Source organism: Nocardia sp. GP40, from assembly GCF_050434125.1.
Lineage (GTDB): Bacteria > Actinomycetota > Actinomycetes > Mycobacteriales > Mycobacteriaceae > Nocardia > Nocardia albiluteola.
The window spans coordinates 282,785-307,683 of the sequence record NZ_JBNPVW010000010.1 but is presented as its reverse complement, the minus strand read 5'-3'; the positions used below and the strand labels follow the sequence as shown (position 1 = coordinate 307,683).

The 24,899-nt window shown below is 69.1% G+C and carries 21 protein-coding genes and 1 tRNA gene; 9 read left to right on the top strand and 13 right to left on the bottom strand.

Annotation, left to right across the window (positions count from 1 at the left end; translation table 11 throughout):
• Nucleotides 1-64: 64 nt before the first annotated feature.
• Genes ABH933_RS28905 through ABH933_RS28885 form a run of 5 tightly spaced genes read right to left on the bottom strand, consistent with a single transcriptional unit; the run spans nt 65 to nt 8,934 of the window.
• Nucleotides 65-2,653, bottom strand: coding sequence for a type IV secretory system conjugative DNA transfer family protein (locus ABH933_RS28905; RefSeq protein ID WP_429413308.1), 2,589 nt, complete (start codon nt 2,651-2,653; stop codon nt 65-67).
• Entirely contained in the window at nt 2,650-5,739 is a 3,090-nt protein-coding gene (locus ABH933_RS28900; protein ID WP_429413306.1) for a PrgI family mobile element protein, read from the bottom strand. Before ABH933_RS28900 ends, ABH933_RS28905 begins: the two co-directional genes overlap by 4 nt.
• Nucleotides 5,736-7,634 (bottom strand): hypothetical protein, encoded by a 1,899-nt coding sequence (locus ABH933_RS28895; protein WP_429413304.1) that lies wholly within the window; start codon nt 7,632-7,634, stop codon nt 5,736-5,738. The genes ABH933_RS28900 and ABH933_RS28895 overlap by 4 nt, the downstream gene beginning before the upstream one ends.
• Nucleotides 7,631-8,035, bottom strand: a complete 405-nt coding sequence (locus tag ABH933_RS28890) for a pilin (RefSeq protein ID WP_429413302.1) — start codon at nt 8,033-8,035, stop codon at nt 7,631-7,633. Before ABH933_RS28890 ends, ABH933_RS28895 begins: the two co-directional genes overlap by 4 nt.
• Nucleotides 8,026-8,934: a hypothetical protein gene (locus ABH933_RS28885; RefSeq protein ID WP_429413300.1), complete on the bottom strand. Its 909-nt coding sequence runs from the start codon at nt 8,932-8,934 to the stop codon at nt 8,026-8,028. Before ABH933_RS28885 ends, ABH933_RS28890 begins: the two co-directional genes overlap by 10 nt.
• A gap of 494 nt (nt 8,935-9,428) precedes the next feature.
• On the opposite strand from ABH933_RS28885, the gene ABH933_RS28880 reads away from it, so the two are divergent.
• The 4 genes from ABH933_RS28880 to ABH933_RS28865 all read left to right on the top strand — a co-directional run bounded on the left by ABH933_RS28880 (nt 9,429) and on the right by ABH933_RS28865 (nt 13,239).
• Nucleotides 9,429-10,061, top strand: a complete 633-nt coding sequence (locus tag ABH933_RS28880) for a hypothetical protein (protein WP_429413298.1) — start codon at nt 9,429-9,431, stop codon at nt 10,059-10,061.
• 80 nt (nt 10,062-10,141) lie between these two features.
• Nucleotides 10,142-11,044 carry a TRM11 family SAM-dependent methyltransferase gene (locus ABH933_RS28875; RefSeq protein ID WP_429413296.1) on the top strand — a complete coding sequence of 301 codons (903 nt, stop codon included), beginning with the start codon at nt 10,142-10,144 and terminating at the stop codon, nt 11,042-11,044.
• 439 nt (nt 11,045-11,483) lie between these two features.
• Nucleotides 11,484-11,915 carry a helix-turn-helix domain-containing protein gene (locus tag ABH933_RS28870; RefSeq protein ID WP_429413294.1) on the top strand — a complete coding sequence of 144 codons (432 nt, stop codon included), beginning with the start codon at nt 11,484-11,486 and terminating at the stop codon, nt 11,913-11,915.
• A gap of 28 nt (nt 11,916-11,943) precedes the next feature.
• Complete coding sequence (locus ABH933_RS28865) at nt 11,944-13,239, top strand: tyrosine-type recombinase/integrase (protein WP_429413292.1); 1,296 nt, start codon at nt 11,944-11,946, stop codon at nt 13,237-13,239.
• Nucleotides 13,240-13,338: 99 nt separating this feature from the next.
• Here the strand turns inward: ABH933_RS28865 and ABH933_RS28860 are convergent.
• Nucleotides 13,339-13,411 (bottom strand) — tRNA-Asn (locus ABH933_RS28860).
• 398 nt (nt 13,412-13,809) lie between these two features.
• Here ABH933_RS28860 and ABH933_RS28855 point away from each other — a divergent pair.
• The 3 genes from ABH933_RS28855 to ABH933_RS28845 all read left to right on the top strand — a co-directional run bounded on the left by ABH933_RS28855 (nt 13,810) and on the right by ABH933_RS28845 (nt 16,075).
• Complete coding sequence (locus ABH933_RS28855) at nt 13,810-14,316, top strand: pyridoxamine 5'-phosphate oxidase family protein (protein WP_429413290.1); 507 nt, start codon at nt 13,810-13,812, stop codon at nt 14,314-14,316.
• Between the two features lie 48 nt (nt 14,317-14,364).
• Nucleotides 14,365-14,841 (top strand): N-acetyltransferase family protein, encoded by a 477-nt coding sequence (locus ABH933_RS28850; RefSeq protein WP_429413288.1) that lies wholly within the window; start codon nt 14,365-14,367, stop codon nt 14,839-14,841.
• 214 nt (nt 14,842-15,055) lie between these two features.
• Nucleotides 15,056-16,075 (top strand): alpha/beta hydrolase, encoded by a 1,020-nt coding sequence (locus ABH933_RS28845; RefSeq protein ID WP_429413286.1) that lies wholly within the window; start codon nt 15,056-15,058, stop codon nt 16,073-16,075.
• A gap of 7 nt (nt 16,076-16,082) precedes the next feature.
• Here the strand turns inward: ABH933_RS28845 and ABH933_RS28840 are convergent, their stop codons facing one another.
• Nucleotides 16,083-16,631 (bottom strand): YaeQ family protein, encoded by a 549-nt coding sequence (locus ABH933_RS28840; protein WP_429413284.1) that lies wholly within the window; start codon nt 16,629-16,631, stop codon nt 16,083-16,085.
• A 168-nt stretch (nt 16,632-16,799) separates the two neighbouring features.
• Nucleotides 16,800-18,692, bottom strand: coding sequence for a cutinase family protein (locus tag ABH933_RS28835; protein ID WP_429413282.1), 1,893 nt, complete (start codon nt 18,690-18,692; stop codon nt 16,800-16,802).
• A gap of 144 nt (nt 18,693-18,836) precedes the next feature.
• Between ABH933_RS28835 and ABH933_RS28830 the strand changes: the two genes are divergently transcribed.
• Nucleotides 18,837-19,301, top strand: coding sequence for a PPOX class F420-dependent oxidoreductase (locus ABH933_RS28830; protein WP_215918475.1), 465 nt, complete (start codon nt 18,837-18,839; stop codon nt 19,299-19,301).
• Nucleotides 19,302-19,454: 153 nt separating this feature from the next.
• Complete coding sequence (locus ABH933_RS28825) at nt 19,455-19,700, top strand: hypothetical protein (RefSeq protein ID WP_215917864.1); 246 nt, start codon at nt 19,455-19,457, stop codon at nt 19,698-19,700.
• Nucleotides 19,701-19,743: 43 nt separating this feature from the next.
• Here ABH933_RS28825 and dnaG read toward each other — a convergent pair whose 3' ends face one another.
• The 5 genes from dnaG to ABH933_RS28800 all read right to left on the bottom strand — a co-directional run bounded on the left by dnaG (nt 19,744) and on the right by ABH933_RS28800 (nt 24,885).
• Nucleotides 19,744-21,630: a DNA primase gene (dnaG, locus tag ABH933_RS28820; RefSeq protein WP_429413279.1), complete on the bottom strand. Its 1,887-nt coding sequence runs from the start codon at nt 21,628-21,630 to the stop codon at nt 19,744-19,746.
• Nucleotides 21,631-21,721: 91 nt separating this feature from the next.
• Nucleotides 21,722-22,984 (bottom strand): deoxyguanosinetriphosphate triphosphohydrolase, encoded by a 1,263-nt coding sequence (locus tag ABH933_RS28815; protein ID WP_429413277.1) that lies wholly within the window; start codon nt 22,982-22,984, stop codon nt 21,722-21,724.
• Between the two features lie 11 nt (nt 22,985-22,995).
• Nucleotides 22,996-23,688: a YdcF family protein gene (locus tag ABH933_RS28810; RefSeq protein ID WP_429413275.1), complete on the bottom strand. Its 693-nt coding sequence runs from the start codon at nt 23,686-23,688 to the stop codon at nt 22,996-22,998.
• A gap of 52 nt (nt 23,689-23,740) precedes the next feature.
• Nucleotides 23,741-24,460, bottom strand: coding sequence for an MBL fold metallo-hydrolase (locus ABH933_RS28805; RefSeq protein WP_429413273.1), 720 nt, complete (start codon nt 24,458-24,460; stop codon nt 23,741-23,743).
• Between the two features lie 11 nt (nt 24,461-24,471).
• Nucleotides 24,472-24,885 (bottom strand): VOC family protein, encoded by a 414-nt coding sequence (locus ABH933_RS28800; RefSeq protein WP_429413271.1) that lies wholly within the window; start codon nt 24,883-24,885, stop codon nt 24,472-24,474.
• Nucleotides 24,886-24,899 lie beyond the last annotated feature (14 nt).

Here is a 24,899-nt window from a genome sequence, read left to right as displayed (position 1 = left end):
TGCGGGCGGTCGCAGGGGGGCCGTGAAGCGGGGAACACCGGAAGCTGGTGTGTGGTAGCGGGATTCACGAACGGCGGGGGTCTCGGTGCGGGATCTGCGGTGTCGGGGTTCGCAGGCCAGGTGTGGGCACCGGCGGGAGGTGCTTGCGCGCGGCGGGGGTGGTGTGGGTGCGGGCGGCGGCGCGGATCGTTCGGGCTCGGCCCGGGATTGGCGGGGGGAGGGGGTCGGTGGCCAGGGTGCAGGGGGTGGTGTTCTGTCCGTTGACGATGAGGCGGGCGGCGGCGTGGTAGGCGTCCAGGTGTGCCAGGTCGTGCTCGCTCAGGTGGGGGGTGGTGTGGCGGGCCAGGTCGCGGGAGTCCTCGGGTGAGGTCGCGAAGTAGATCTTTGTGCGGGCGTTGGCGGAGATCGCTTCGCGCAGTACAGGATTGAGCTGGCCCAGGTTCTGGTGCGCGAGCACCATCGACAGTCGCATCGCGCGGGCCTCGTCGAGCATCTCGTCGATGGGGGTTTTGGTGTGCAGGAAGTTGTGGAACTCGTCCAGGTACAGGGCCGCGTCCCGGCGTTGGCTTTCGGGGATGTCGGTGCGGGAGGTCGCGGCTTGCCAGGTCCGGGCGACCAGCAGCGCGCCGAGCAGGCGGGTGGTGTCCTCGCCCAGGCGGCCCTTGGGCAGGCGTGCCAGCACGATGCCGCCGCCATCGAGGCGCGCGCGCACATCGACCGTGGCGGGCCCGGCGGCGAGGGTGGCCTTGACGAAGGGGCGCATCAGCAGTTGGCGGAGTTTGTTCATCAGCGGGGCGGTCAGCTGCGCGCGGCCGGTCTCCCCGAGAGCTTCGAAGCTGTTCCAGAACCCGTGCAGGATGGGGTCTTCCACGTCCGCGACGCGCCGGGCGCGGAAGGCGTCCTCGGTCAGGAGGCGGGCCACGTCCATCAGGGTGGCGGGGCGGGGTTGGGCCCCGGTGGTGGGGCGGCGGGGTTGGGCAAGGACGGTGGTGAGGGCGTTGCGGAACAGGTCGTCAGTGCGCGGGCCCCAATACTGGTGGTAGATCCGGGCGAAGACGCTGCCGATGTTGCCCACGACCTGATCGAGGTCCCCACCGAACGAGGTCAAGTCCAGGGGGTTGATGCACGGCGGCCGGGCCTGGGAGTCCGCGTCGAACAGCACCACCCGGTCACCGGCGTCATGTGGGAGGCGGGCGACGATGTCGGTGACTAGATCGCCCTTGGGGTCGATCAGGACCAGGCCCCGCTGCGCCTCGGCGTCGGCGAGGATCATCCGGGCCAGGAGGGTGGATTTGCCGCAGCCGGTGGGGCCGATCACGTGGACGTGGTGGCGGGCATCAGCGACCCGCAGCGCGACGGTGCGTTCGCGCATCGCGTCGGCGTGGCCGAGGGGTTTGGTGCCCGGCCCGCCTGCGGACAGGGCCTCGGTGGGTGCCAGGGCGCGGGCTCCGGCGCGGTGGATCTCCGCGATCGCGGTGTCGGCGGGCAGGTGCGCGAGCACCGCGAGCTCCGGGCTCGACAGCAGGTCGCCTCGCCGTAGCCGGCGAGCTGTGAGCGCCTCCGCCGCCCCGAGGATGCGGCGGCGCCGGTAGTGGTTGAATCCCGAGGCCCCCGACAGGTAGGAGGCCACCGACAGGGCCCGCCCCCGCACCATCGCCTGCACCCGGGCTCGGTGATCACGGTCGGCGTCGACGGGCACGGGCGCGGTGACCGCGTACCGCACGATCGTGGCCCACGCAGGCCCTCGGGCCTTGGCCGCAGCAGCATGATCGCGGGCGGACTGCTCCAGGCTGACCTGCCGATCCCCCGACCGATAGCGGGTGCCCGCCCGCGCGGTGGTGCTCGCCGAATGGGCCGGGCCGGGGACGAACAGGCCGACGAACTCCCGCACGAGCGCCCCCAGGAACGCCAGCAACGCCGCCGCAGCCGGTCCACCGCCGCTGCGGGTGTGTCGGGTGCGGCGGCGGGTGGGGGCGGGGCGGGCCAGGACCTGCACACACACGCTGGTGCCGGGCTCCATTCCCGAGGCGGCACCGATCAGGGCGGCGACGGTGTCGCCGGGGCCGTCGGTGCTGATCGGGAACCGGTCGTGATCGGCGAGCCGTAGCTGGCCTGCGGCGATCAGGTTCCGCTGCCCGGGCGGGGCGGCCGGAAGGGGGGATGTGGCGGGGCGGGTGCGGGTGCGGGCCCCGCGCCAGGCCACGGTGATCGCGTTCTCCACCAGGTCCGGCGGCACACCCGAGGGCACCCACACCCGGATCGCGGCCCCGTCCCCGGGGGCGATGCGGTACTCGAACCCCAGCGCGTGTTGTCCGGACCACCAGCGTTGCCACCAGCGGCGCGCGATCGCGCCGTGCAGGTGCTCCCACAACACCTGCGCGCTGTCGGGGGCCACGTGCGGCGGAACCAGGATCTCCACCTCCCGCGCCCCGACCGCCCACCGATGTTCGCGACCGTGACGCACCTGCTCGGTGACCGCGTACAGACCGGTGACCGTGGCGACGAGGGCGGCGGCCAGCCCGATCGCGTGCTGTTCGACGAAACCGAGCAGGTGCGCAAGAGGGAAGGCAGGGTGGGTGAGCAGGTGTCCGATCACCCCGCCGCCGGTGCCAGGGCTGGGCGTGTTCTGGGTGTGGCGGGCAGTCGGGGTCATCGGTCGGTCTCCTGGACGAAGGGGGCGTCGGAGTCGGTGAGGTCTTCGCCGTGGGCGGCGGCGAGGGCGTCGGGGGCGGTGCCGGCGTCCTGGTCGCCGACGTGGTCGAGGTCGACCTCGGCGCCGAGGTCGATGTGGGTGTTCTCGGGGTCGCCACCGAGGTCGAGGTAGCTGGTGCCATCGCCCTCGGGTAGGTCGTATTCGGGTGAGGTGGTGGCGAGTTCGTGTTCGGCGAGGGAGGCCAGGGAGGCGAACACGGTCCGCTGCTGCGCCCCGACCGACAGGAGACCGACTCCCCTGGGGGCGGTGGTCAGGAACCGGCGTTCTCCGGCGGAGAGGGTGAAGGCGTCGCCGACCTGGTCGACTGACTGCGGGGCTTGCCGAAGCAGGATCTGGGTGGCGGCGTTCGCGACGATCGCCCTGCCGAGGTCGGTGGCCAGCACATCGGCGGCGTCCTGGGTGGCCACGGTCAACCCCGCCAGGTGTTTGCGCGCGGATTTCGCGAGCCGGAACAGGAACCTCGCCCCAGCGGGCTGGCGCATCAGCAGCCACGCTTCGTCCACGACCACCACCCGAGGCCACCGGGAGGCGGGGTCGGTGACGTGGCGCCACGTCGCGTCCAGGGCCAGCACGGTGCCGATGGTGCGTAGCTCGTCGGGCAGCTCGCGCAGCGAGTACACGATCAACGCACCGTGGGCGCGGTGGGTACTGGCACCGCCGAGCAGGCCAGCGAACGCACCCCCTGCGACATAGGGGGCGAGCCCGGCGGCCAGGTCCACCGAGACCGGATCCCCGGTCGCGGCCAACTCGCCGCGCAGCAGGCTCAAGGTCGGGGCGGGACGCACCCAGCTCGCGGGATCGGTGGTGATTCCGGCGGCGGTGTAGGTGGCGGTCAGTGCGGCATCGAGGGCGGCGCGTTGGGCGGGGGTTTGGTCGCCGAGCAGGACCTCGATCACGGTGTGCAGGAACAGTTTCCGCCGGGTGAGGGCGTCGGCGGGAGCAGTACGCCGCCCGGTCGGGGACACGTGGATGTCCAGGTCGAGCGGGTTGAGGCACACTCCCGGGGCTCCCAGGCGCACATGGGTGCCGCCGACCGCGTCACACAGGGCCGCGTACTCGTCTTCGGGGTCGATCACGATGGCCTGTATCCCTCGATACAGCGACCGCAAGATGCTGGTTTTGACCAGGTAGGACTTTCCGGCGCCGGATTGGCCGAGGATGGTTTCGTTGTGGTTGTGCATCGGTGCGCCGAAGCGGTCGTGGAACAGCAGCCCGGCCGCGCCGTCGCGCCCGTACAACACCCCCGCCGGGGTGGTGGAGATCGGATCCGGTGGCGGGAGCTGGGCGGAGGCGAACGGCACCGCGGCGGCCAGGGCGTGGGTGTCGAAGGTGCGATGCACGCGCACCGGGTCGATACCCAGCGGCAGGGTCGCGGTCCAGCCCTCCACGGCGCGGTAGGACAGCGGGCAGGTCTCGATCAGCATGCTCGCGGCCAGGGTCCGCAATGCGGAGACTTGTCCAGTGAGTTCGCGTTCGGAGTCCGCGTGCACGGTCAGATACAGCCCGGCCCGGAACAACCTCGATTCGCCCCGGGCGAGCTGGGCTGAGAGGGCCGCGGCGTCTTCGGCGGCCACTTCCACCGCGGGGTCACCGACCCGGTTGTGCGCCGCCGCTGAAGCGAGACTGGATTCGAGGCGGGCGATCTGGCGGCGTAACCGTGTCGCGGCGAGGTGGGGGTCGACGGGTTCGATGTGCATCGCGATGTCCACGCGCCCGGAGAAGCCGGTCAGGGGGGTGAGCCAGCCGGGGGTGACCTCGCGCGGGTACCCGGTGACCGCGATCGTGGCCACGAAGTCCGAACCGACCTGCAGGTGCCGGGTCGAGATCGTCAACGACTCGGGCGCGAACCGAACCCGCCCGCCCCGCCGGGCCCGCCGCCGTCGGCCGCCCGCGCCCGGGTGCGGGGCCGCCTGGGTCGTCTCGGCGGAGTCGTCGTGATCGTCGGTGGGGGTGGTGTCCAGGTGCATGCCGGTGAACTCCCCGTGCCCGGTGGTGATGATCTCGTCCGCGCCGGCGGCCTCGGGCGCGGTGTGGGGGACGAGGCGGGCGGGATTGGTGCAGCTGGTCAGCACCGCAGCGGCTTGCTCGCAGGCCAGCGCGCGGACTCCGATACCGATCGGGGCGAGCAGGTCGGTGGCCTCGGCGACCCGTGCGAGTAGCCGGGCCCCGGCGGCGTGGCGGGCCCCGGCGGCGAGGTCTCGATCGCGGCGGCCTCGCGCGGACAGGCTGCTGAGCGGGCCCGTCAGGCGGTCCAGGGGGTCCAGGGGTTCGCGCCACACCAGCAGCACTTGGCGGGCGGCGGTGGCCTGGTCGTCGGCCAGCTCCCCCAGATAGCGGGCGTGGTCACGCCCGTACTCGGCCAGCTCCGGGGACATGGCTTCGGTGGCGGTGCGCAGGGTGGTGATGTGGCCGGTGACATCCAGGCGGACCGAACGCAAAAGTATCTGCACTCCGGCGCCGGGCAGGGCATGCAGGTAGCCCGCGAGGGTGTCCACTACCCCGGCCTGCTCGGCCGGGGTCCGCAGGCTCAGGTTGATGGTGGTCGCCGCCGCGATCACCGCGAGCCCTTCCGGGCCGAGATCGAGCACCCCGACCCCGCTCCCGGCCCCGGTGCCCGAGTCGATTGCCCTCGGCAGCGGGGCGTGCTCGGGGGTGATCGGGTGCGCCGTCGGTGGGCGCGGCCCGGTGGTGTGCGCGGTCAGCCAGCCCGGGACCGGCGGGCCCAGGGCGCCGTCGGGGTGGGTGGCGGTCAGGTGCTTGGCGCGCCGGTGGTGCGCGAGCCCGGCCGCGATGAGTTGGTCTCCGGACAGGCCGTCGCGGGCGGACAGCACGACCGCGACCGCGACCGCCGCGAGCGGTGTGGCCACCGCGGCGAACACGAGGGTCGGCAGCACGGTGCGGGTGCCCGCCCACCCCAGCGCCAGCACCAGGCCGGGCGCGGCGAGCAGGGCCAGATGTCGGGCGGTGAACGGGCCCCAGATCCGGTCGGGCCGGTCCACATCCGAGGGAACACGGTAGGAGTTCATCGGAGCCCACCTCCGGTGGTGTCGGGGCCGCGTCGGCGGCGGCGCACGGGCAGGTCGGGATAAGGGATGTGCAGCTGGCGACCGGCGCGGCGTTGGGCGGGCGGCGCGATCCACACCGGCGCAGGCGGGGACGGTGGTTTCTTGACCTTCGTGACGTCGAAAGGCAGCAAATATTGGCCGTCGGCGGTGGACTTCGGGGTCGGGTCCGCGGGCCGGGAAGCGACTCGGGGCGTGCGTGAGACCGTTGGTTGGGCGGGCGGGAACCGCAAGGTCAGCTGACGGCCCTTCGCAGGCCGCTTCGCCGGCGTCGCCTCGGTGCGGCCCTTACCCGCTCGGGGAGCCTTCGCCGAGGACGACGGTCGGCGGCGGGTGGGGGGTTTGGTGACCGGGGTGGCGTAGAACAGGGCCAGTTGGCCCTCGGGGCGGGGTGCCTCGGGCGGCAGCGGCGGGGCGGGAGTATCGAAGTCCAGGGCCAGCTGCTTACCCAGGTTCTTCGACGACGGTTTCGCCAGGCGCGGTGGCTTCGGTTCCGGTTTCGGGGCAACGAATTTCAGGCCCCGCAGTGGCAGCATCATCTGCCCGTCCGGGAGGGTTTCGGCCTGGTCGTAAATATCGGGCTTGCCGGGCGTGCGGCGCGGCGGCCTCTTCGGTCGCTTGCCGCCTTTGCCGAGCAGTCCGAAGGTCTTGTACATCAGGTAACTGCGGATCATCCCGCCGACCATGGAATGCCCGCCGGAGCGGATCTTGAGCACCGAGAGCATCCAGAACGGGATCTTCACCAGCAGCCACACCATGGCGATCGACACGAGCTGGTTCACCGACCCGGACTGGGTGGTGCCGAACACATTCCAGTTACCGGAGGTCAGGAACGTGCGGGTGGCGGTGATCAAGGTCAGGCTCTGCACGACCTGGATAGCCAGGCACGCGGCCATCGAACGCCACCACCAGCGCGCGATCGGCTCGGTGACCGGCAGCGCGTGACACATCAGCGCCAGCGGGGCGGCGACGACCAGCACGATCGTGGTCGCGACCCGGATCACGTACCCGGCCAGCAACGCGGCCACGAGCACCACCAGCACCAGCGACAGCAGCAGCGTGAACGTCCCAGACGGGCTGGTGTCGTAGGAGGTGAGTTTTTCCCGCAGCGCCTTCGCGGCCGAGTCCGGATCGGTGCCGTTCCCGGCGACCGCGACCGAGAGGGCGTTCACCGCGCGCACGGCCTGGTTGGCCCCGGTCGAGCTCAAACCGGCCGCGAGCATCCCGATCACCACGCCCGGGGCGATCTCGCGCAGCGACCACCGCGATTGCAGGGTCTGATACGACATCACCAGGATCCCGGCGGCCATCACCAGCAGCCCGTACACGGTCAACGTGATCTGCCACGACGAGCCCCACAACTTCCCGACCTCCGGCACGCTCGCCGGGTCCGGGGTGGTCAGCAACGTCTTGGACAACAGCTCCAGCAACGGATTCAACGCTGAGGACACCACCGCGGAGAAGAATCCGTCCATCGCCTTCACCACACAGCCGCTGATGTTGTCCAACCCGCACTCGGGTTCGGGTGCAGCACCGGGACTCTGCTCACCACCCGGCGGCGCGGCGCACCCGTCGGGGGTTTGCGGGCAGGGTTGCCCCGGCGGCGGCTCGGGGGCGGTCGTTGGCGGTGGCGTCGGTGCCGCAGGAGTCGGCGCTGCAGTCGTATTCGGGGCCGGGACGGCCGGGGCGGTGACCATTGGTGGCGGTGCCGGTGTCGTCGGTGGTGGGGCCGCCGACCCGGTGGCCGCGCCTGCGCTTAGCAGCATGCCGACCAGCACCGCGGCCAGCCCGTAGCGGCGTATCCGCCGGGCTCGGCCGCGATGATCGGGGCGGATCGAGACGAGGGCAGGCATGGTCATGCCCCCACGAGTGACTTGAGGACAGCGACGACGACCGGGGCCAGGATGGCCAGGCAGTACCCGATCATCGCGGAGCGGATGGCGGATTTGGCTCGTTCGGCCTCGCCGGCATCCCCGCCCGAGAGCAGGTAGCGGACGCCGCCGATGGTGAGGTAGGCCGTCGCGATCGTGGCCAGGATCGCCACGAGCCAGTTCCTGACGTTGTCGGCGAGTTGGTTGAGCGAGGCGACCTCGGCCAGCACGACGGGTGCGGCGGCGGCCGGGCCCGCTGTCGCACACACGGCCACGACCACCACGGCGGCGGTTGCGAAGAGGATCCGGGTGCGGCGGCTGGGGCGGCGGGCACCGGTGGTGTGGCGGGGTGGGGTCGGGGTGGCGGGGGTGCGGGGGATCATGCGCATCGGCGTGCCTGTTCGTGCGAGGGGACATCCGCGCGGGAAGCGGACTTCGGCACTGACAGGACTCCTGCCCCAGGCCGGTTTCTGGACACCAGGGCCGCCGAGCGATGCCGGTCGCCGGACGGGGCCAGGCCGTCCAGGACCGCTCGTTCCACCGCGGTCAACCTCGGCTGCTCGGCCATGCGCTCGCGCAGCCACACCGCCAGGCGTTGCTCGGCGCGGCGGCGGCGCTTGGCCAGCGTCTGGTACGGCACACCGGTCTCGGGAGCGAGCTGGACCAGCTTGTGGTGCTCGAGGCGGGTGTCGGTGATCAACCCGGCCTCGGCCGCACTGAGTACTCCCTCCTCGACCGCCATCGCGAGCAGCAGGTCCGGGTGCCCGTGCGGGGAGGAGATGATCACCCCGGACGCGGGCGTGGGTTCGTGTTCACCGAACCAGTCGGCTGGGGACGGCGCGGCGCGGCGCTCGCGGATCGGGATACAGGTGCGGTGGAAGGTGGCCCACCGCAACCGGTACGCCACATACGGCCGCTCGATATCCACAGCCTCGAGGGCTTCCAGGAAACCCAGGATCGTCATCGACTCGGTGTCCGCCCGGTACACCGGGTGCCCGCACAACATCTTCGAGATCGAGGACAGCATCGGCAACGCCGCGCCCGCACACACCAGCACCGCGCTCTCCTCGCCGGTGCGGGCATGGCCGATCAGCTGCGCCCACACCGCATCCAACTCGCTGATCGGGACCCCGGGGTCCATCAGCCGCGGCGCGAGCACCCCCGCCCCGAGCTGGTCCCAGCCCGGCGGCAAGCCCGGAACCCGGTACGCAGCCAGGCGGGTGAATCGGTCCCGGATCATCCCCAGCGGAGTCGGGGTCCAGACAGTGGGTGTGGGCGAATTCGGCATCGTGCAACTCCCGTGCTCGGTGAAAAACAAATCGACCGAGCCAGGAAAGAAGCCGATATCCACACGGCGACCTCAGAACACATTCACGCCACATTCACCACACGCACACAACAACCTCGAGACACATTCACGCCCGAATTAACCTCCGATTCGTCCCTACCGAGTCAAGGCCGGACCAGCCGCCGAGCCTCGTCCGTGAAACAGGGGCCTACCTGCTGTGAAATCGCGGTGTGGCGGGCGTGTGGCGGCCACGCGGGCCATGCCACAGGAACGCCGCACCGCGCAGATTCCGGGTAGGCAAGAAAATGTGCCGAATTCGGAGATCGGGCGGTATTTCCCCATCGAAGACTCCGCGCCCGAGTACACCGAGTACGGGGTCGTGGCTATTTGCATTTTTCGCGGGCGATGTCCAGAAACCGGGTGTGGGAGGGAGTCCCTGTGCAGAAGCAACCGTGCTTCACCACCCACCCCGACCGAAATCGAGGTACACCCCGATGACCGCACGCACCCCCGCGCGCCCGTCCCGTTCCCGCACCCTGCCCGGCTCGATCACCTCGACCCTGTGGGCGTGCGGGCCCACCCCCATCGACCACACCCTCGTGTGGCCGCCCCGGGTCCTGTCCCGCGCGCTCCTGGAATACAGCGCCCCCGGGCACCGGGTCCTGCTGCTACCCCGCACCGCCGAGGCCGACCACCTCGTCGCGGACCTGGACCGTGTCCCCGCGCACGGGCACGTCCGGGGCGCCGACACCGACCTGATCGTGGCCTGCGCCCTGCCCGGCACCGACGCGCTACCGCCGTGGCGGCTCGCGGAGATCGCCGCGTCCCGGCTGCGCGCCGCAGGCTTGCTGGTCGTGCTGACCCGCCCCCACCGCACCCCCGACGGAAAGTTCCACGACCCCTCCGCAGACATCGTCAACCAAGCCCAGAACACCGACCTGCTGTACCTGCAACACCTCATCGCCGCACCCGTACACCGCACCCAGATCGTCCCGACCCCCACCGGCCCGGGCCGCGACAGCGGGCCCGGCGACAACGCCGATCACACCGGGGAGATCCACACCGACCCGGTGCACCTGGACGTCCTGGTCTTCTACCAGCCCCACGACATGAACACCGCCGCATGAACACCGACCCCCACCACCGGACCCCGCCCACCCCCAGCACGCCCGACGCCTCGTCCACCCCGCCGAAAGGTCACCGTCCCATGACCACACCCGACCCCACCGCGCACACTGCTCCCGGCCACACCCCGAGCACCCCCACCGCCACGCCGGTGTCGGTATGGGCGTGCGCGCAAACCAGCCCCGCCGCCCAGCGCGGGAACCGCTACACCCGGGACTCCTCGGCGCACCCGGCCAAGATGCTGCCCGCCATCGCCGCCCACGCCATCGACCTCTACAGCCATCCCGGCGACTTGGTGATGGACCCCATGTGCGGGATCGGCACCACGCTGGTCGAGGCCGTCCACGCCGGCCGCCGCGCCCTCGGCGTCGAATACGAAGACCGCTGGGCCGCGATCGCCCGCGACAACCTCACCCTCGCCACCCACACCGCCGCCGACAACGGAGAACACATCCAGGCCGTGGTGCACACCGGCGATGCCCGCAAACTCCGCACCGTCCTACCCGAGCAGCTGCGCGGCACCGTGGACCTGATCATCACCTCACCCCCCTACGGCGACTCGCTCCACGGGCACGTCAAGCTCAAGGCCGGGGACGGCATCCACAAACGCAACCACCGCTACGGCAACACCCTCGATCGCGGCAACCTCGCCAATTTGGGCGTGCCCCGCCTGCTGTCCGGCTTCACCCGCATCCTGACCGCCGCCACCGCCTACCTCAAACCCGGCGGCTACCTGGTGATCACCGCCCGCCCCTGGCGCCAGCACGCCGAACTGGTCGACCTGCCCTCGCTACTCACCACATGCGCCGCCACCGCCGGGCTCGTGCCCGTCGACCGCGCCGTAGCCCTACTGGGACGGCTGACCGACAACGACATCGTCGCGCACTCCAGCTTCTTCCAGCGCGACTTCGTCCTGAAAAACCGCGATCAGGGCCTGCCCCTGGCGCTGATCGCACACGAGGATGTGCTGATCTTCCGCGCCTGAGACCTGCATCCCGGAATGCGTTCGACGCCAAACGTTCTCAGCACGAATCCATACCGGAAATTGTTCCCTCGTCGGAGACGGGACATCGGACCGAGGACTGGTCGGCCTAGCCGATAGATCGCGGCCGGGTTCGATGCAAGACATTCCGAACCCGTGCCCATATCTCTTCCGGCGGGCCCCAGCGGCCCTGCACGCCAACCCGCCCCGGGGTTACTGGGTGGACATACCCCGGGCTGGGTTCGGTGGCGCGTTGCGGTACCCCAGAACGGCCGCTGGACATGTCAGCCCATTACCCGAAACCCGGGGGTACCGAGCAGGGCAGATAATTTGGCGGCGACGCAGCAAAAGACATCCGCTTGACAGATTCGGGTGTACGGAGCGTTCATAACGGTCCGCGCTGAAATTCCAGAAAATATCGAATTCAACGCACACCCAGGAGATGTACGACGAATCGAATCCCGGCGATGACGCAAACCTACCTCGAGAAAAATATTCCAACCTAAGTTCGGAACCTGAGCTAAATGTGAAACCGGCAGCAAAGTTCGTATCCGGAACATCGAAAGCGCCAAGTTTAGGAGTAAAGACGATGAAACCTGAACCGGCAGAGCCACCTTCATCGCACCAACGCCACGTACATTCGGCAGGTGCGGATTTGTTCGGTGGCCACACTGGTAAACCCTGGCTAACACGAGTAGAAGCGGGAAAATACATGGGCGTTCACCCTCGCACCCTTGCGAACTGGGCCGCCAAAGGGCACGGCCCCCGCTACTCGAAGCCGTCCGGCAACTCATGCATGTACCGGCTCGCCGACCTGGACGACTATCTCGAGGCCCACATAGTGCACACCAGCCAGCAGCCTAAAGCCGCTTGAGCGCACCCGAAAAGGAAGGAGAACAAAAGTGCCAAGACCAGGCACCGAACTTGGCAGTTACGGCGATATCGGCACCAAGGAACAGCAAGACGGGAATTGGAGGGCTTGGGCCACCTTCCGTGACTACGACGGAAAGGGACGCCTCGTAGATGCCTATGGGCCGACAAAGAGTAAGTCCAAGGCAGCGCTGCGAAAGAAACTGGTGGCCCGTCAGAAACAGTACAAGGGCCGCACACGCGGCAAGGTCACCCGGGACACTCGTCTCTCGATCTTGATGGACATGTGGCTCGAGGAGGTGAAACGGGACGAAGGAGTAGCCCCGCAGTCGTACGACCGGTACAGGGGCGAGATCAATGCCAGCGACGACAAGCGCGCAAGCAAGGCCACGATCAAACTGCGCCCCGCATTGGGCAATCTTCGTGTGTGGGAAGCGGATACGGGCCGACTCGACGAACATATCCAGTCCATCGTCGATAGCGGACTGAAATCGAAGGCCCGCGCACACAAGGTCATTCTGGCCGGGATCATGGGACTAGCCGTCCGATACGGCGCTCTTCCCGAAAATCCCGTCCGTGAGACCTCCCGCATGCGCAGCCGAAAGACCCCGCCGCAGATCATCGACCGGGATCGTTTGAACGGTCTCCGTAGCCAGCTTCGAGAATGGTTGGCGGGCAACAAGATCCCCGGCACCCCCGCCCACACCCACGGGCCGAAACGCGATCCCCTCGTGCTGGACGTAGCCGATCTAATTCTCGGCTCGGGAGTGCGCCCCGGGGAGGCCCTTGCCGCTTCTTGGGACCAGTTCGATCTCCAGGCGATGCCAGCAACATTCACCGTGTCGGCAACCATCGTCAGGATCAAAGGCAAGGGCCTGTTCCGACAGGAGTGGGCCAAATCCGATGCCGGGCATCGGGTCGTCGCCCTACCGGACTTCACCACAAGCATGCTGAAACGGCTGCAAGCCGCCCCGAAACCCCAGCAGATGTGCAAGGTGCAGTCGCTTCGTCAGGTCGGCAGCACCGCGGTGGAAGTTGACGACGAAGTACCTCTCGTGTTTCCCGGCCGAGGCGGAGTTCTGCGCGAACCAAACAACTTCAACCGCACGTGGCGTGCCGCACGTGGCACGCTGTACAAGGATGTCACGCAGTACACGTTCCGGAAGACAGTCGCCACGCTGATCGCTGAGGCAGCGGACTCCAAAACCGCCGCGAAGCAGCTTGGGCACTCCCGAGATGTTGTCACGGAACGCCACTACATAGCATCCCCGGAGCAGGCACCGGATTCGTCGGCCCTGCTGGAGAAGGGGCTGGGCCTGGCCTACTGACACACGGTCGCGACCGCATAGTTTGGTGTAGGTTTGGTCAACCCCCATAATGACAGGTCAGGCCCGGTCGATCGACCGGGCCTGACCTGCATTTTTGTGCTCCCCCATCTGGACTCGAACCAGAAACCTGCCGATTAACAGTCGGCTGCTCTGCCAATTGAGCTATAGGGGATTGTCCCGGCTCGTCCTATCGGGCGGGCCGAGGAGAAACTTTAGCGCATTGGTCGCCGTCGGCCAAAATCGCGTGTTTACCTGGGGATACAAGCGCCTCGGGGAGGTTCGTCCGGCGAGGTTGCGGGGTGGTTCTTCGGCGTGTGACGGACGTTGGCGGCGTCGGCGTGGATCGAAACGAAGGCTCGGTTCGCGCATTCGTGATGAGATTCACACCAATGCCGATCGAAACCTGCGAGACATTGCCCGGAGGTGGTCCTGGGCAACGACGAGTTGCCGAAGGGCGGTGCGTGCTGACCGAGGCGCTGTTAGCCTGCGATACATGCGACACACGGGAAGCGGTATCCCTTGCGCACGTACGGGTTTGGGCTGGATCGAAGGCATGCGCAGGGGTGGGCGGTGAACGTCGAGGGGCACTGGGAGCAGGTTCGGCGGGTTGTGGCGCGGGCGCAACGGTCGACCGGGCATTTCGCTATCGCGTCGGTGGGTGCGGATGGGATGCCCAACGTCACGCCGGTGGGGACGCTGTTTCTGCGTGAGGATCACACCGGCTATTACTTCGATCAATACACCGATGCGCTCGCCCGCAATCTGGATGCCGAGCCGCGGATGTGCCTGATGGCGGTCGACAGCGGATCGCTGTTCTGGTTCCGCTCGCTGCTGGCCGGGCGCTTCGGCGCGCCGCCCGGGGTTCGGCTGTACGGGACCGCGTCCGCGCGGCGTCCCGCGACCACCGCCGAGCTCGAGCTGGTCCGGCGGCGGGTCCGGCCGATGCGGCTGCTGAAGGGCGGCAGGCTGCTGTGGTCGGATTTCACTCATGTCCGCGACATCACCTTCACCGAGGTACGACCGGTTCGGTATCCGGTGATGATGTCGCACCTGTGGGACTCCGAGGCGTCGGACTGACCCCTGAAACGGTATTCAGCGGGGGCTCCGACGTGATGTCATCGACGAATGAACGAGATCATCTTTCGCCGCGCGACGGCTGCCGACCTGCCGGAGATCGTGACCATGCTCGCCGACGATCCGCTGGGTAGCGCGCGTGAATCGGTGTCGGATCTGGAACCGTACGAGTCCGCGTTCCGTGACATCGACGGCGACGGCAAGCAGTTGCTGCTGGTGGCCGAGCAGGCGGGGCGGGTCGTCGGGACGGCGCAGGTGAGCTTCCTGGCCGGATTGTCGCGGCGCGGCCCGATGCGCGGGCAGATTGAGGCCGTGCGGGTCGCGAGCGGGGTGCGCGGCAGCGGGCTGGGCACGAGGCTGATCGAGGAATGTGTCGGGCGCGCCCACGAACGCGGTTGCGTGCTGGTGCAATTGACCTCGGACGCGAGCCGCACCGAGGCGCACCGGTTCTACGAACGGCTCGGCTTCGAACCGACACACATCGGATTCAAGAGGCCCCTCCCCGACACTCCCTGCCCGACAGCATGACGGTCACCGACCGCGGTGCCGGATAAGCTGCCCCGGATACTTACGAGCAACCCGCGCGGACCGCCGGGCCCCTTAGGGGATGAAACCGACCTGAAGTCCGGGCCCTCGTGGCGCGCCGACCCGACCGAAACAACGTAAAGTGCCACCCCGGCAGACGTTTTCGAGATACAGGACAGGCATGGCTTCGAATCTCTCAGCACCACACCGTTTTCGGATGACCCGCGGCGCGAGAGACCGCCTGCTGCACCAGCGGGCACTGCTGCGCCGGGCGCTGACGATCACGGGAACCGTGTTCGCCATGCTCGCCCTGCTGGTGGTGGCGCCGCCGATGGCCGCGGCGCAGGCCACGATCGACCACATCGTCAAGCGCACCGACCGGTGGCTGGAGGTGTACGTGCAGTCCCCGGCCCTGCAGCGCGTGGTGCAGCTGGATGTGCTGCTGCCCGCGGCCGCCACCACCCCGCATCCGACGCTCTACCTGCTCGACGGCAACGGCGCGGACGCGTCCGAGGGGCAGAGCACATGGACGCTGAAAACCGATGCGGTGAACTTCTTTTCGAACAAGCCGGTGACCGTCGTGATGCCGGTGGGCGGCGGCGGCACCTTCTACACCAACTGGCTGCGCGACGATCCCAAGCTCGGTCACAACCAGTGGGAAACCTTTCTGACACAGGAACTTCCGCCGCTGATGGACGGCACCTTCCACGGCAACGGCGTCGACGCGGTGGCCGGGGTGTCGATGGGCGGCCAGGCCGCGATGGCGCTGGCCTTCCGGAACCCATCGCTGTATCGCGCGGTCGGCTCCTACAGCGGCTGCCTGTTCACCGGCAGCATCGGGCAGGCGTACGTGCGGGCCGCGGTGATCGAGCGTGGCGGCAATCCGGACAACATGTGGGGCATCGAGCTCAATCCGCAGTGGGCCGCGCACGACGTCGTCCTGCACACCGGCCCGCTCCGGGGCAAGCCGCTGTTCGTCTCGGTGGCCTCGGGCATACCGGGACCCGCGGACAACACCTTCGACCCGTCGTGGGCCTGGCCGACCACCGAGGCGCAGGCCGTGGCGATCGAGAAGGGCGCGCACGACTGCACCCTCGCCTTCGATGCCGAACTGCACGTCGAGAACATCCCGTCCACGGTGAAGTTCTATCCGGTCGGAACCCACTCCTGGCCGTATTGGCAAGCGCCCCTGCACGATTCCTGGCCGACCTTGGCCAGCGGGCTCGGCATCGCCTGATCGGGAATCAGGCGCCGGGAATCCGGTGTTCGGTTATCGGGGTGCTCACATCGGCACCGTTCAGGGTCAGGTAGAGCTGGCGTTCGGTAACCGACAGCCCGGCGGTGTTGCGGCGATCCAGGGCCGCCACGGCGGTGTCGATGGCGGCGCGTTCGAAGGCGTAGAGCGGGATCTCCTCGGCGCGGTGGATGCGCTTGCCGGTGAGCGGCGCCAGCACCTTGGCCGGCTCGCGGTGCGTATAGATCGCGACCCCGTCGGCCAGCTTGGCGGCGCGGTGCAGCCGGTCCGCATCCGGCGCACCGACCTCGATCCAGTCGGTCACGCGCCCCGTCAGGTCGCGCACCAGCACCGCGGGCTCGTCGGTGGAGGAGACGCCGCCGTCGCTGAACGCGATTCCGTCCCGGTACTCCAGGCAGTAGGCCAGAAGGCGCGTCACCATGAACTCGGCCGTCTCGGAAGGATGGCGCGCCAACCGCAATTCCAGATCCTCATAGACCCCGCGATCCACGTCGGCCAGCTGGACGGTGAAGGTGTACAGGGTTGCACTGAGAGCCATGGGTGCAGCAGTTTAGCCGCCATGTCGTAGGACCTGGTTTCCGGAAGCCCACCGGACGACACGCCCAGCGAGATCTACGACCGGCCGACCGAGCAAGAAGTCGACGAGCCGGAGCGATCCCGGAGGTCGAGCGATTCCAGGCCGCGCGGGGATACGACCCGCGGTGATTCAGTTGGCGGGGGTTGTCGTCGGCGGAAGAGGTTCGGTCGTCGTCGCGGTCGGTCGGGCGCCGGTCGTGGTGGTGCCCGAAGCCGGCGCGGTCGTCGGCACCGGGGTCGTGGTCGGCGCCGATTTGGTTGTCGTGCTGGGGGTTTGGGTCGACGACTCGGTGGCCGGGAGTTGCCCGGCCGGGGTTCTGGCGATGGCCTGCGCCGGGGCAGGCTTGGTGGTCGTCGACGCGGCGGGCTTCGTCGTGGTCGGTGACGCGGTGGGCGTCGTCGTGGTCGACGACGGACTCGTCGTTGTCGGAGCCGTCGTCGAGGTCGTTGTGGTCGTCGGGCTCGCGTTCGATGTTGTCGTCGTAGTCGGGGCCGGGCTGGTCGTCGTCGTGGCCGTCGTCGTAGCGCCCGGGCTCGTCGTTGTCGTCGGCTTCGCGGGTGCGGTCACCGTCATCGTCGTCGGCGTGGAGGCGTTCCGCGCGTCGGTGGCCTTCGTATCGGCCACGTCCTTGTTCACCGCGGCGACGTCCTGCGCCTGCACCGCCGAGGTCGGGTCGACCTTCTGACCCGACTGGGCCTGCTGGGCCAGGTGGGTGAGCCAGGCGGCGGCGTACTGCGCCGAGGTCAGGGGCTTACCGTCGGCGGGGTTGGAGTCGCGCCAGTAGTCGAAATGGTGGCCGGTTCCGTTGGGCCCCAGGGTGAGCTGATACGGATCGCTCAGGAGCACCGGGATGGTGTTCTGATTGGTCACGATGTCGCCGACGATCTCGTTGAACACCTTCTGCGGCAGATAGGCCAGCGGCTCCAGCTGATTGCTCGAAATGTTCTGCGCGGGAGCCGGATCCGTCGTCTGCTGGCCCGGCTTGTACTCCGGATCGGAGACCTTGATCAGCACCTGGAGCAGGGTTTCGTTGCTCGCCATCCAGTTCGGCTGCGACTGGATGTACTGGAAGGCGTTGAAGCCGATCTTGGCCAGGGTGACGGCCACGTCCTGCCCGGTCGCCGGGGTGAGCCCGTTGTTCTGCAGCGCATCGACATTCAGCTGCCTGCCGACGTTCGCGGCCAGCTGCAGCAGCGAAATATTCTGGGGCGCAGCACACGTCAGATCGCCCTCGGAGCAGAACGAGGCGACCCGGCCGCTCAGCGCGCCGAACCCGCCGCTGTTGTCCTGCATGGCGCCCTGCCCGGAGATCGGCGTGACCCCGGTCTGATACTTCGTATCGAAGCCGTCGGGGTTGCTGTAGGGATTCTGCGCGCCGGGGAACGGCGCCTCCCCCACCGAGCGGCCGTTGTCTGCGAGGATGACGACACCGGTGACGTTCTTCGGGTCGACGATGCCGTACGTACCGTTCTGCGGCGCGGTCTGATTGCCGATCTGCATCGCGACGCGGCGCGCCACGTCGGCGCCCTCGCTGTAGCCGACGATCGCGAATTTCGTCGCGGGGCAGGCCTGGCGGATCTGCTCCATCACGCTCTCGGTGTTGGCGACGCCGGTGTTCACCGCGTCCTCGTACGTGCTCATGTTCGCCGGGTACGCGATGTACACCGCGGCGTAGTTGCCCGGGACGACCGCGCTCTTGGGCGCGTTGACGACCGGATCCTCCCAGGTGCTGTGGTAGTCGTCCGACAGCGCCGCGGGCAGCGGCTTGCCATCGGCCCCGAGCAGCATCTTCGTCGTGCTCGCGTTGGGGCTGTCGTTGCGCCCGGCGACCGAGATGGTCACCATGTCGTGGCATTCGGTCACCGATGCCGTGAGCCGTGTGGCGTCGGTTCGCGGAGCGTTTGCGGGAAGCACCGCAACGGCGACGACCGCCGCCGCACCCAGCGCCACCGGGGCCGCAACCGCCGCGGCAATACGGTGCCGCACCACGAAATCCCGACAAGCCGAGAAATTGAAAGCCATGCCCGATCCCATATCCGAAGTGACGAGTGTCGGAACCGGTCCCCCCGAGGACCATGCACCACCGGAGAAGTCGTCGCCGGAGCGATCGGTGTTACAAGATGGAACAAACAACCATGTCCCGCCGCCCACCCGAGAGGATCACCGATGCCCCGTATCGCCACCGCCGACCGCGTCGAGCACGACGCCCTGCTGGAGTTCCTGCGCCCGCGGCACCGCGCCGTGCTGCAGACCTCCCGGGCCGACGGCAGCCCGCAACTCTCGCCGGTGACCTGCGGACTCGCGTCGGACGGCTGCCTTGTGGTCTCGACCTACCCGGCGCGCGCCAAGGCGGTCAACGCCCGCCGCGACCCCCGGGTCTCGATCTGCGTGCTGTCCGACGACTGGAACGGTCCCTACGTGCAGGTCGACGGCCGGGCCGAGGTGCTCGACATGCCCGAGGCCCTGGACGGACTCGTCGAATACTTCCGCTGCATCTCCGGCGAGCACCCGGACTGGGACGAATACCGAGAGGCCATGGCGCGCCAGGACAAGTCGCTGATCCGCATCCACATCGAGCGGTGGGGCCCCGTCGCCACCGGCGGCTTTCCCCCGCAGCTCGCCGAATCCTGACCGCGCGTCCGGCGCCGCGGCAACGGCATTCGCGGCGACATGTCGTACCCCTCTGGCATTGTGGTGCCCGAGCCGAACACCCGGATCGACAGCCGGGCCGGGTGTCGGGCAGGATGTAGCGCGCGGACAGGTCATTGGAGGGAGCTCGAGAATATGCTGCGGTTGATCATCGGCGTGGCTGCCGGGTACGTACTCGGCTCGAAGGCCGGGCGGGCCCGCTACGAGCAGATCACCAAGACCACGCGCGCCCTGGCGGCGAGCCCGGTCACCCGCAAGCTCGTTCTCGTCGGCCGGCAGAAGCTGTCGGACAAGCTCAGCACCCAGCCCAAGCTGGAGCCCATGGAGCCGCTCGACGAGCGCACGACGATCATGGTCCCGCAGGATCAGCTACGTCGCTGAGCAGATCCCGCTCACACCCCGTCCGGCCCGCGGCCGCGGTCCCCTACACCGCCCCCATCGCCTGCGCCTGCAGGCTCTTGCGGTACTGCTCCAGCGCGACGACATCACCGAAGAGCGCCATGTACGCCTCGGCCTGCTCGGTCGAGGAGATGCGCTGCAGCTTCGATTTCAGCTCGGCCACCTGCCGCCCCACCCACGCCTCCTGGGTGCGGGCAATGACGGCCGTGACGAACCGCTGGATGTCATCGGCCGACTTCACCGGCAACGGCTCAGCGGCCACCTCGCTGACCAGCGCGCGCAGCGTCAGATCGTCGGTGTGGTCGGCGACCCGCGCCACCCATTCGGCGCCGCCCAGGCCCGCGGCGATCCCGCCGGCCTCGGCGATGGCGGTACGCACCGCCGCGTAGGTCGGATGCGAGAACGCCTCGCGCTCCAGCGCGTCGAACATCGGCCCGGCCATCGCCGGATACTGCAATGCCGCCGCCAGCGCCTGCCGCTGCGGCAGCAGCACCGGATCGTTCGGGGCCGGATGCGCCGCGACGTTCTCGGAAACCGCTGCCGGGGAGGCGGTTTCACGCTGGGGACCACCGGCCCGGTTCCGCTTGGCCTCGTCGCCCACCCGGCGCACCACCAGCTGGATGTCGTCCCAGCCCACCCAGCCGGCCAGCTTGGTGGCATAGGCCTTGCGCAGCGCATAGTCCTTGATCTGCGCCACCACCGGCACGCCACGGCGCAGCGCCTCCACCTGTCCCTCGGGGGTCTCCAGGTTGTGGTCGGCCAGCAGGCCGCGGATCACGAACTCGTACAACGGAATCCGGCGCGCGACCAAATCGCGCACCGAGCCGTCGCCGGAGCGCTGACGCAGCTCACACGGGTCCTGCCCGTCGGGGGCGACGGCGATGAAGGTCTGCCCGGCCAGCTTCTGATCACCGGAGAACGCCTTGAGCGCCGCGGCCTGACCGGCCGCGTCGCCGTCGAAGGTGTAGATGATCTCCCCGCGCCAGAAGTTGTCGTCCAGCAGCAGCCGGCGCAGCATGCTCAGGTGCTCGTCGCCGAAGGCGGTACCGCAGGAGGCGACCGCGGTCTTCACGCCCGCCAGGTGCATCGCCATCACGTCGGTATAGCCCTCGACGACCACCGCCTGATGACTCTTGGCGATCTCCCGCTTGGCCATGTCCAGGCCGAACAGCACCTGAGACTTCTTGTACAGCACCGTTTCCGGCGTATTGATGTACTTGGCGGTCATCTGGTCGTCGTCGAACAGCCGCCGCGCACCGAAGCCGATGACCTCCCCGCTCAGGTTGCGGATCGGCCACAGCAGCCGCCGGTGGAACCGGTCGATGGGCCCGCGCCGGCCCGGCTTGGACAGGCCCGCGGCCTCGAGCTCCTTGACGTCGAAACCCTTGCGCTGCAGGTGTTTGGTCAGGGTGTCCCAGCCGCCGGGCGCGTAACCACAGCCGAAGGTGCGGGCGGCCTCGTCGTCGAAGTTGCGGTCGGTGAGGTATTTGCGCGCGGCGCCCGCCTCCGCGGTGGCCAGCTGCGCCATGTAGAACTCGTGCGCGGCCGCGTTCGCGGCCACCAGCCGGGTGCGGGTGCCGCGATCGCGCTGCACCGAGGTGCCGCCGCCCTCGTAGTTGATCCGATAGCCGATCCGGTCGGCCATCTGCTCGACGGCCTCCACGAATCCGACATGATCGATCTTCTGCAGGAAGGCGAAGACGTCGCCGCCCTCACCGCAGCCGAAGCAGTGGAACAGGCCGTGATTGGGCCGCACGTGGAACGAGGGGCTCTTCTCGTCGTGGAACGGGCACAACCCCTTGACCGAATCCGCACCGGCCCGCTTGAGCGCGACGTACTCCCCCACGACGTCCTCGATGCGCACGCGTTCACGAATTGCCGCGATATCGCGATCGGGGAGTCTGCCAGCCACGGACCGAGTCTAGCCGTCCCGCCTCTCCGCGATTTCAGTGTGCTCCTCCGCCTCCCGCGATTTCACCGTACATGCGGTGCCTGACGCAGCACTATCCGATGGCGGTGGCCACTCGTTCCAGCCTGCTCTCGGTGTACGAGGCGATCTGGTCGGCGATGACGCGGATGCGGGCGGCATCGTCGTGGGCCTCCTCCCACCAGGGCAGCAGCACCGGGTCCAGGCCGTTCGGTGCCGTGGCGAGCAGATACTCGGCGACCGCCCGGACGCGCTCGCGCTGGGCGGCCTGGCGCTTGTTGTGCTCCACGTCGGACATCACGTAGCGCAGCGCGACCGTCTTGAGCATCGCGACCTCGGCCGCGACGACGGGCGGCACCTCCAGATCGGCGCCGTAGCGGGTCAGGCGCCGGCCGCCCCACGCCTGCCGGGTGGCCTCCACGGCGGCGGTGGCGAAGCGGCCGACCAGATCACTGGTGAGGCGCTTGAGCGCGACCGAAGCGCGTAGCGTGCCGTCGTAGCCGGCGGCCGCGGCGATCACCGGGAGCTCCGACAGGCGCTGGGCCGCGGCGATCAGATCGTCGCCGGACATGTTGCGGTGCTGGGCGTGCCCGAGCTCGGCCAGGGCGCGCTGTTCGGCGGGGTCCGCCAGCGCCCGCAGGTCGATGCGGCCGGCGATGACCCCGTCCTCGACGTCGTGCACCGAATAGGCGACGTCGTCGGACCAGTCCATCACCTGGGACTCCAGGCTCTGCCGCCGCTCGGGGGCGTCCTTGCGAACCCAGCTCAGGCGCTCCAGGTCCGGTTCGTAGGCGCCGAACTTGCGCTCGGAATCCGTTCTGCCCCAGGGGTATTTGATGGTCGCGTCCAACGCCGCACGAGTCAGGTTGAGCCCGAAGCTCTCCGGGGCCCGCCCGGGCTCGTCCGGTCCGAACACCTTCGGCTCGAGCCTGGTCAGAATGCGCAGATTCTGCGCGTTGCCCTCGAAACCACCATAGGCGGAGGCGAATTCGTCCAAGGCCTGTTCGCCGTTGTGGCCGTAGGGCGGATGGCCGATATCGTGCGCCAGCCCCGCCAGATCCACCAGATCCGGATCGCAGCCCAGTCCCTCGGCGATGCTGCGGCCGATCTGGGCGACCTCGAGGGAATGAGTGAGCCGGGTGCGTGGGGTGTCGCCGTCGCGCGGGCCCATCACCTGCGTCTTGTCGGCCAGGCGCCGCAGCGCCGCCGAATGCAGCACCCGGGCGCGATCGCGGGCGAAGTCGCTGCGCCGCTCGGGAATCGGAGCCCAGCTCAGGCCGGCGGTCTTGGCCGACTCGACCACCATGCGCTCCCGATCGAGCTCCGAATACTCGGTCATCGTCTCGACACTCACTGCTCCGCGGTGTATTTGAAGTCGGCGGGGAAATGCGTCAGCTTGTACCAGAGCAGCGCGGCGGTCTCGCGGGCGATGCCGTGGAACTGCGACTCGCGGGTGTAGACGGCGGGGCCGGTGCGGGTCGGCGAGGTCCACGCGCGCAGGCCCGCGTCGCGCGCCATCGTCCGGGTGCGCATCGAATGCCACGGGTCGCTCACCAGCACCACCGAGGACAGGTCGCGGGCGCGCATTGCCGCGGCGACGGCATCGATGCTCTCGAGCGTGTCCGAGCCGGTCTCCACGGCCAGCACCCGATCCGCGGGCACCCCCTCGCCCGCCAGATAGTTCTTTCCGGCGGCGGCCTCGGTGTACTCGTCTCCGGGGCGCTTGCCGCCCACCGTGATCACCAGCGGCGCAATGCCCTTGTCGTACAACCGAGATGCCTGGCCGAGCCGGGCGGCGAACACCGAGGAGGGGGTGCCGTCGTATTGCGCGGCGCCCAGCACCACGATCGCGTCGGCATGGGTATCGTCGTCGATCCGCGCCACCTGCCAGACCCGCGCGGCGGTACCCAGGACCAGCACCAGCGCCACCAGCAGGCCGCCCGCGAGGGCCCTGAGCACCCAGCGGCCGGAGGAGGATCCGCGGGGGCGGGTGGGAACCGCGGCGGCGCCGGGCGGTGCGGGACGAGTCGGGGCCCAGGACATTCCCCGAGTGTGCCAGGGTTCGATCACGCCGAGGTTGCGGCGTCGCCTTCGGTCACCAGCCCCGCTCGCGCCATTCGTCCAGGTGCGGCCGCTCGGCGCCGAGGGTGGTGTCGTCGCCGTGGCCGGGGTAGACGACGGTGCCGTCGGGATAGCGGTCGAACAGCTTGCCCGTGACGTCGCCGTAGAGGGTGGTGAACTCCTCCGGCGAGTTGGTGCGGCCCACGCCCCCGGGGAACAGCGAATCACCGGTGAACAGGTGCGTGTGCCCGGCGCCGTCGGTGAGCGCGAGGGCCACCGAGCCCGGGGTGTGGCCGCGCAGGTGGATCGCCTCGAGGGTGAGTTCACCGACCTGGACCGTATCGCCGTCGGCGAGCAGCCGGCCCGGTGCGACCGGCAGCGGCCCGGCGTCGAACTCGTGGGCGGCGGTAGGGGCCGCCGTCGCGCCGGCGACCTTCTGCAGGGCCAGCCAGTGATCGGGATGCTGATGGGTGGTGATGATCAGCGCGAGCGGCCCGTTCACCTCCTGGCCGACGAGCTCGAGCAGGCGTTCGGCCTCGTTCGCCGCATCGATCAGCAGCGTCGCCCCGGTGGCCGTGTCCTGCACCAGGTAGCTGTTGTTGTCCATCGGGCCGACCGACATCTTGACGATGCGCGCACCCGGCACCTCGCGTCGCTGCGGATTCGACCCCGGCGAGACATGGCCGGTGTATGCGTCCAGCGTAATCACGTCTCGATCGTAACCACCGGCGCCGGCATCCCGCGACGGCCGCATCGTTCCGGCACTCAGCTCGCGGGCGGCACCGGCTCACCGGACCGGGTCACGAGCCACTGCTGTATCTCGACCAGATTGCCTTCCGGGTCGCGCAGGTACGCGCAGCGGATGCGGCCGCCGAATTCGACTGGCCCCGTCGTGATCTCGGCGCCACGGGCACGAATCTCGGTGATATAAGCGTCCACATCGTCGACGCGCAGCGAGATCAGGGCGGTATCGCCGTGCCCCGGACGCAGCACCCCGCCGAGCATGGCATCGAGATCGGTACGCTCGTGCAGGCACAGGCTGCTGCCCAGTTCGGGCTTGAAGGCCGCATAGGGTGGTTCGGGATTCTCGAGCTGCGGCGTGAGGCCCACGACGTCCCGGTAGAAGGAGACGCTGCCCGCGAAGTCGCTGACGATCAGCCGAATCTGAGTCAAATGCACGCCCGCGAAGCTAC

What these genes read in the sequence shown, in the direction of transcription:
- ABH933_RS28845 (WP_429413286.1), top strand. Translation starts at nt 15,056, where the DNA reads ATGACCCGCGGCGCGAGAGACCGCCTGCTGCACCAGCGGGCACTGCTG.
- ABH933_RS28900 (WP_429413306.1), bottom strand. Translation starts at nt 5,739, where the DNA reads ATGAACTCCTACCGTGTTCCCTCGGATGTGGACCGGCCCGACCGGATC.
- ABH933_RS28880 (WP_429413298.1), top strand. Translation starts at nt 9,429, where the DNA reads ATGACCGCACGCACCCCCGCGCGCCCGTCCCGTTCCCGCACCCTGCCC.
- ABH933_RS28840 (WP_429413284.1), bottom strand. Translation starts at nt 16,631, where the DNA reads ATGGCTCTCAGTGCAACCCTGTACACCTTCACCGTCCAGCTGGCCGAC.
- ABH933_RS28815 (WP_429413277.1), bottom strand. Translation starts at nt 22,984, where the DNA reads ATGACCGAGTATTCGGAGCTCGATCGGGAGCGCATGGTGGTCGAGTCG.
- ABH933_RS28825 (WP_215917864.1), top strand. Translation starts at nt 19,455, where the DNA reads ATGCTGCGGTTGATCATCGGCGTGGCTGCCGGGTACGTACTCGGCTCG.
- ABH933_RS28805 (WP_429413273.1), bottom strand. Translation starts at nt 24,460, where the DNA reads ATGCGGCCGTCGCGGGATGCCGGCGCCGGTGGTTACGATCGAGACGTG.
- ABH933_RS28810 (WP_429413275.1), bottom strand. Translation starts at nt 23,688, where the DNA reads ATGTCCTGGGCCCCGACTCGTCCCGCACCGCCCGGCGCCGCCGCGGTT.
- ABH933_RS28890 (WP_429413302.1), bottom strand. Translation starts at nt 8,035, where the DNA reads ATGCGCATGATCCCCCGCACCCCCGCCACCCCGACCCCACCCCGCCAC.
- ABH933_RS28870 (WP_429413294.1), top strand. Translation starts at nt 11,484, where the DNA reads ATGTACGACGAATCGAATCCCGGCGATGACGCAAACCTACCTCGAGAA.
- ABH933_RS28875 (WP_429413296.1), top strand. Translation starts at nt 10,142, where the DNA reads ATGACCACACCCGACCCCACCGCGCACACTGCTCCCGGCCACACCCCG.
- ABH933_RS28895 (WP_429413304.1), bottom strand. Translation starts at nt 7,634, where the DNA reads ATGACCATGCCTGCCCTCGTCTCGATCCGCCCCGATCATCGCGGCCGA.
- ABH933_RS28905 (WP_429413308.1), bottom strand. Translation starts at nt 2,653, where the DNA reads ATGACCCCGACTGCCCGCCACACCCAGAACACGCCCAGCCCTGGCACC.
- ABH933_RS28835 (WP_429413282.1), bottom strand. Translation starts at nt 18,692, where the DNA reads ATGGCTTTCAATTTCTCGGCTTGTCGGGATTTCGTGGTGCGGCACCGT.
- ABH933_RS28885 (WP_429413300.1), bottom strand. Translation starts at nt 8,934, where the DNA reads ATGCCGAATTCGCCCACACCCACTGTCTGGACCCCGACTCCGCTGGGG.
- ABH933_RS28850 (WP_429413288.1), top strand. Translation starts at nt 14,365, where the DNA reads ATGAACGAGATCATCTTTCGCCGCGCGACGGCTGCCGACCTGCCGGAG.
- ABH933_RS28830 (WP_215918475.1), top strand. Translation starts at nt 18,837, where the DNA reads ATGCCCCGTATCGCCACCGCCGACCGCGTCGAGCACGACGCCCTGCTG.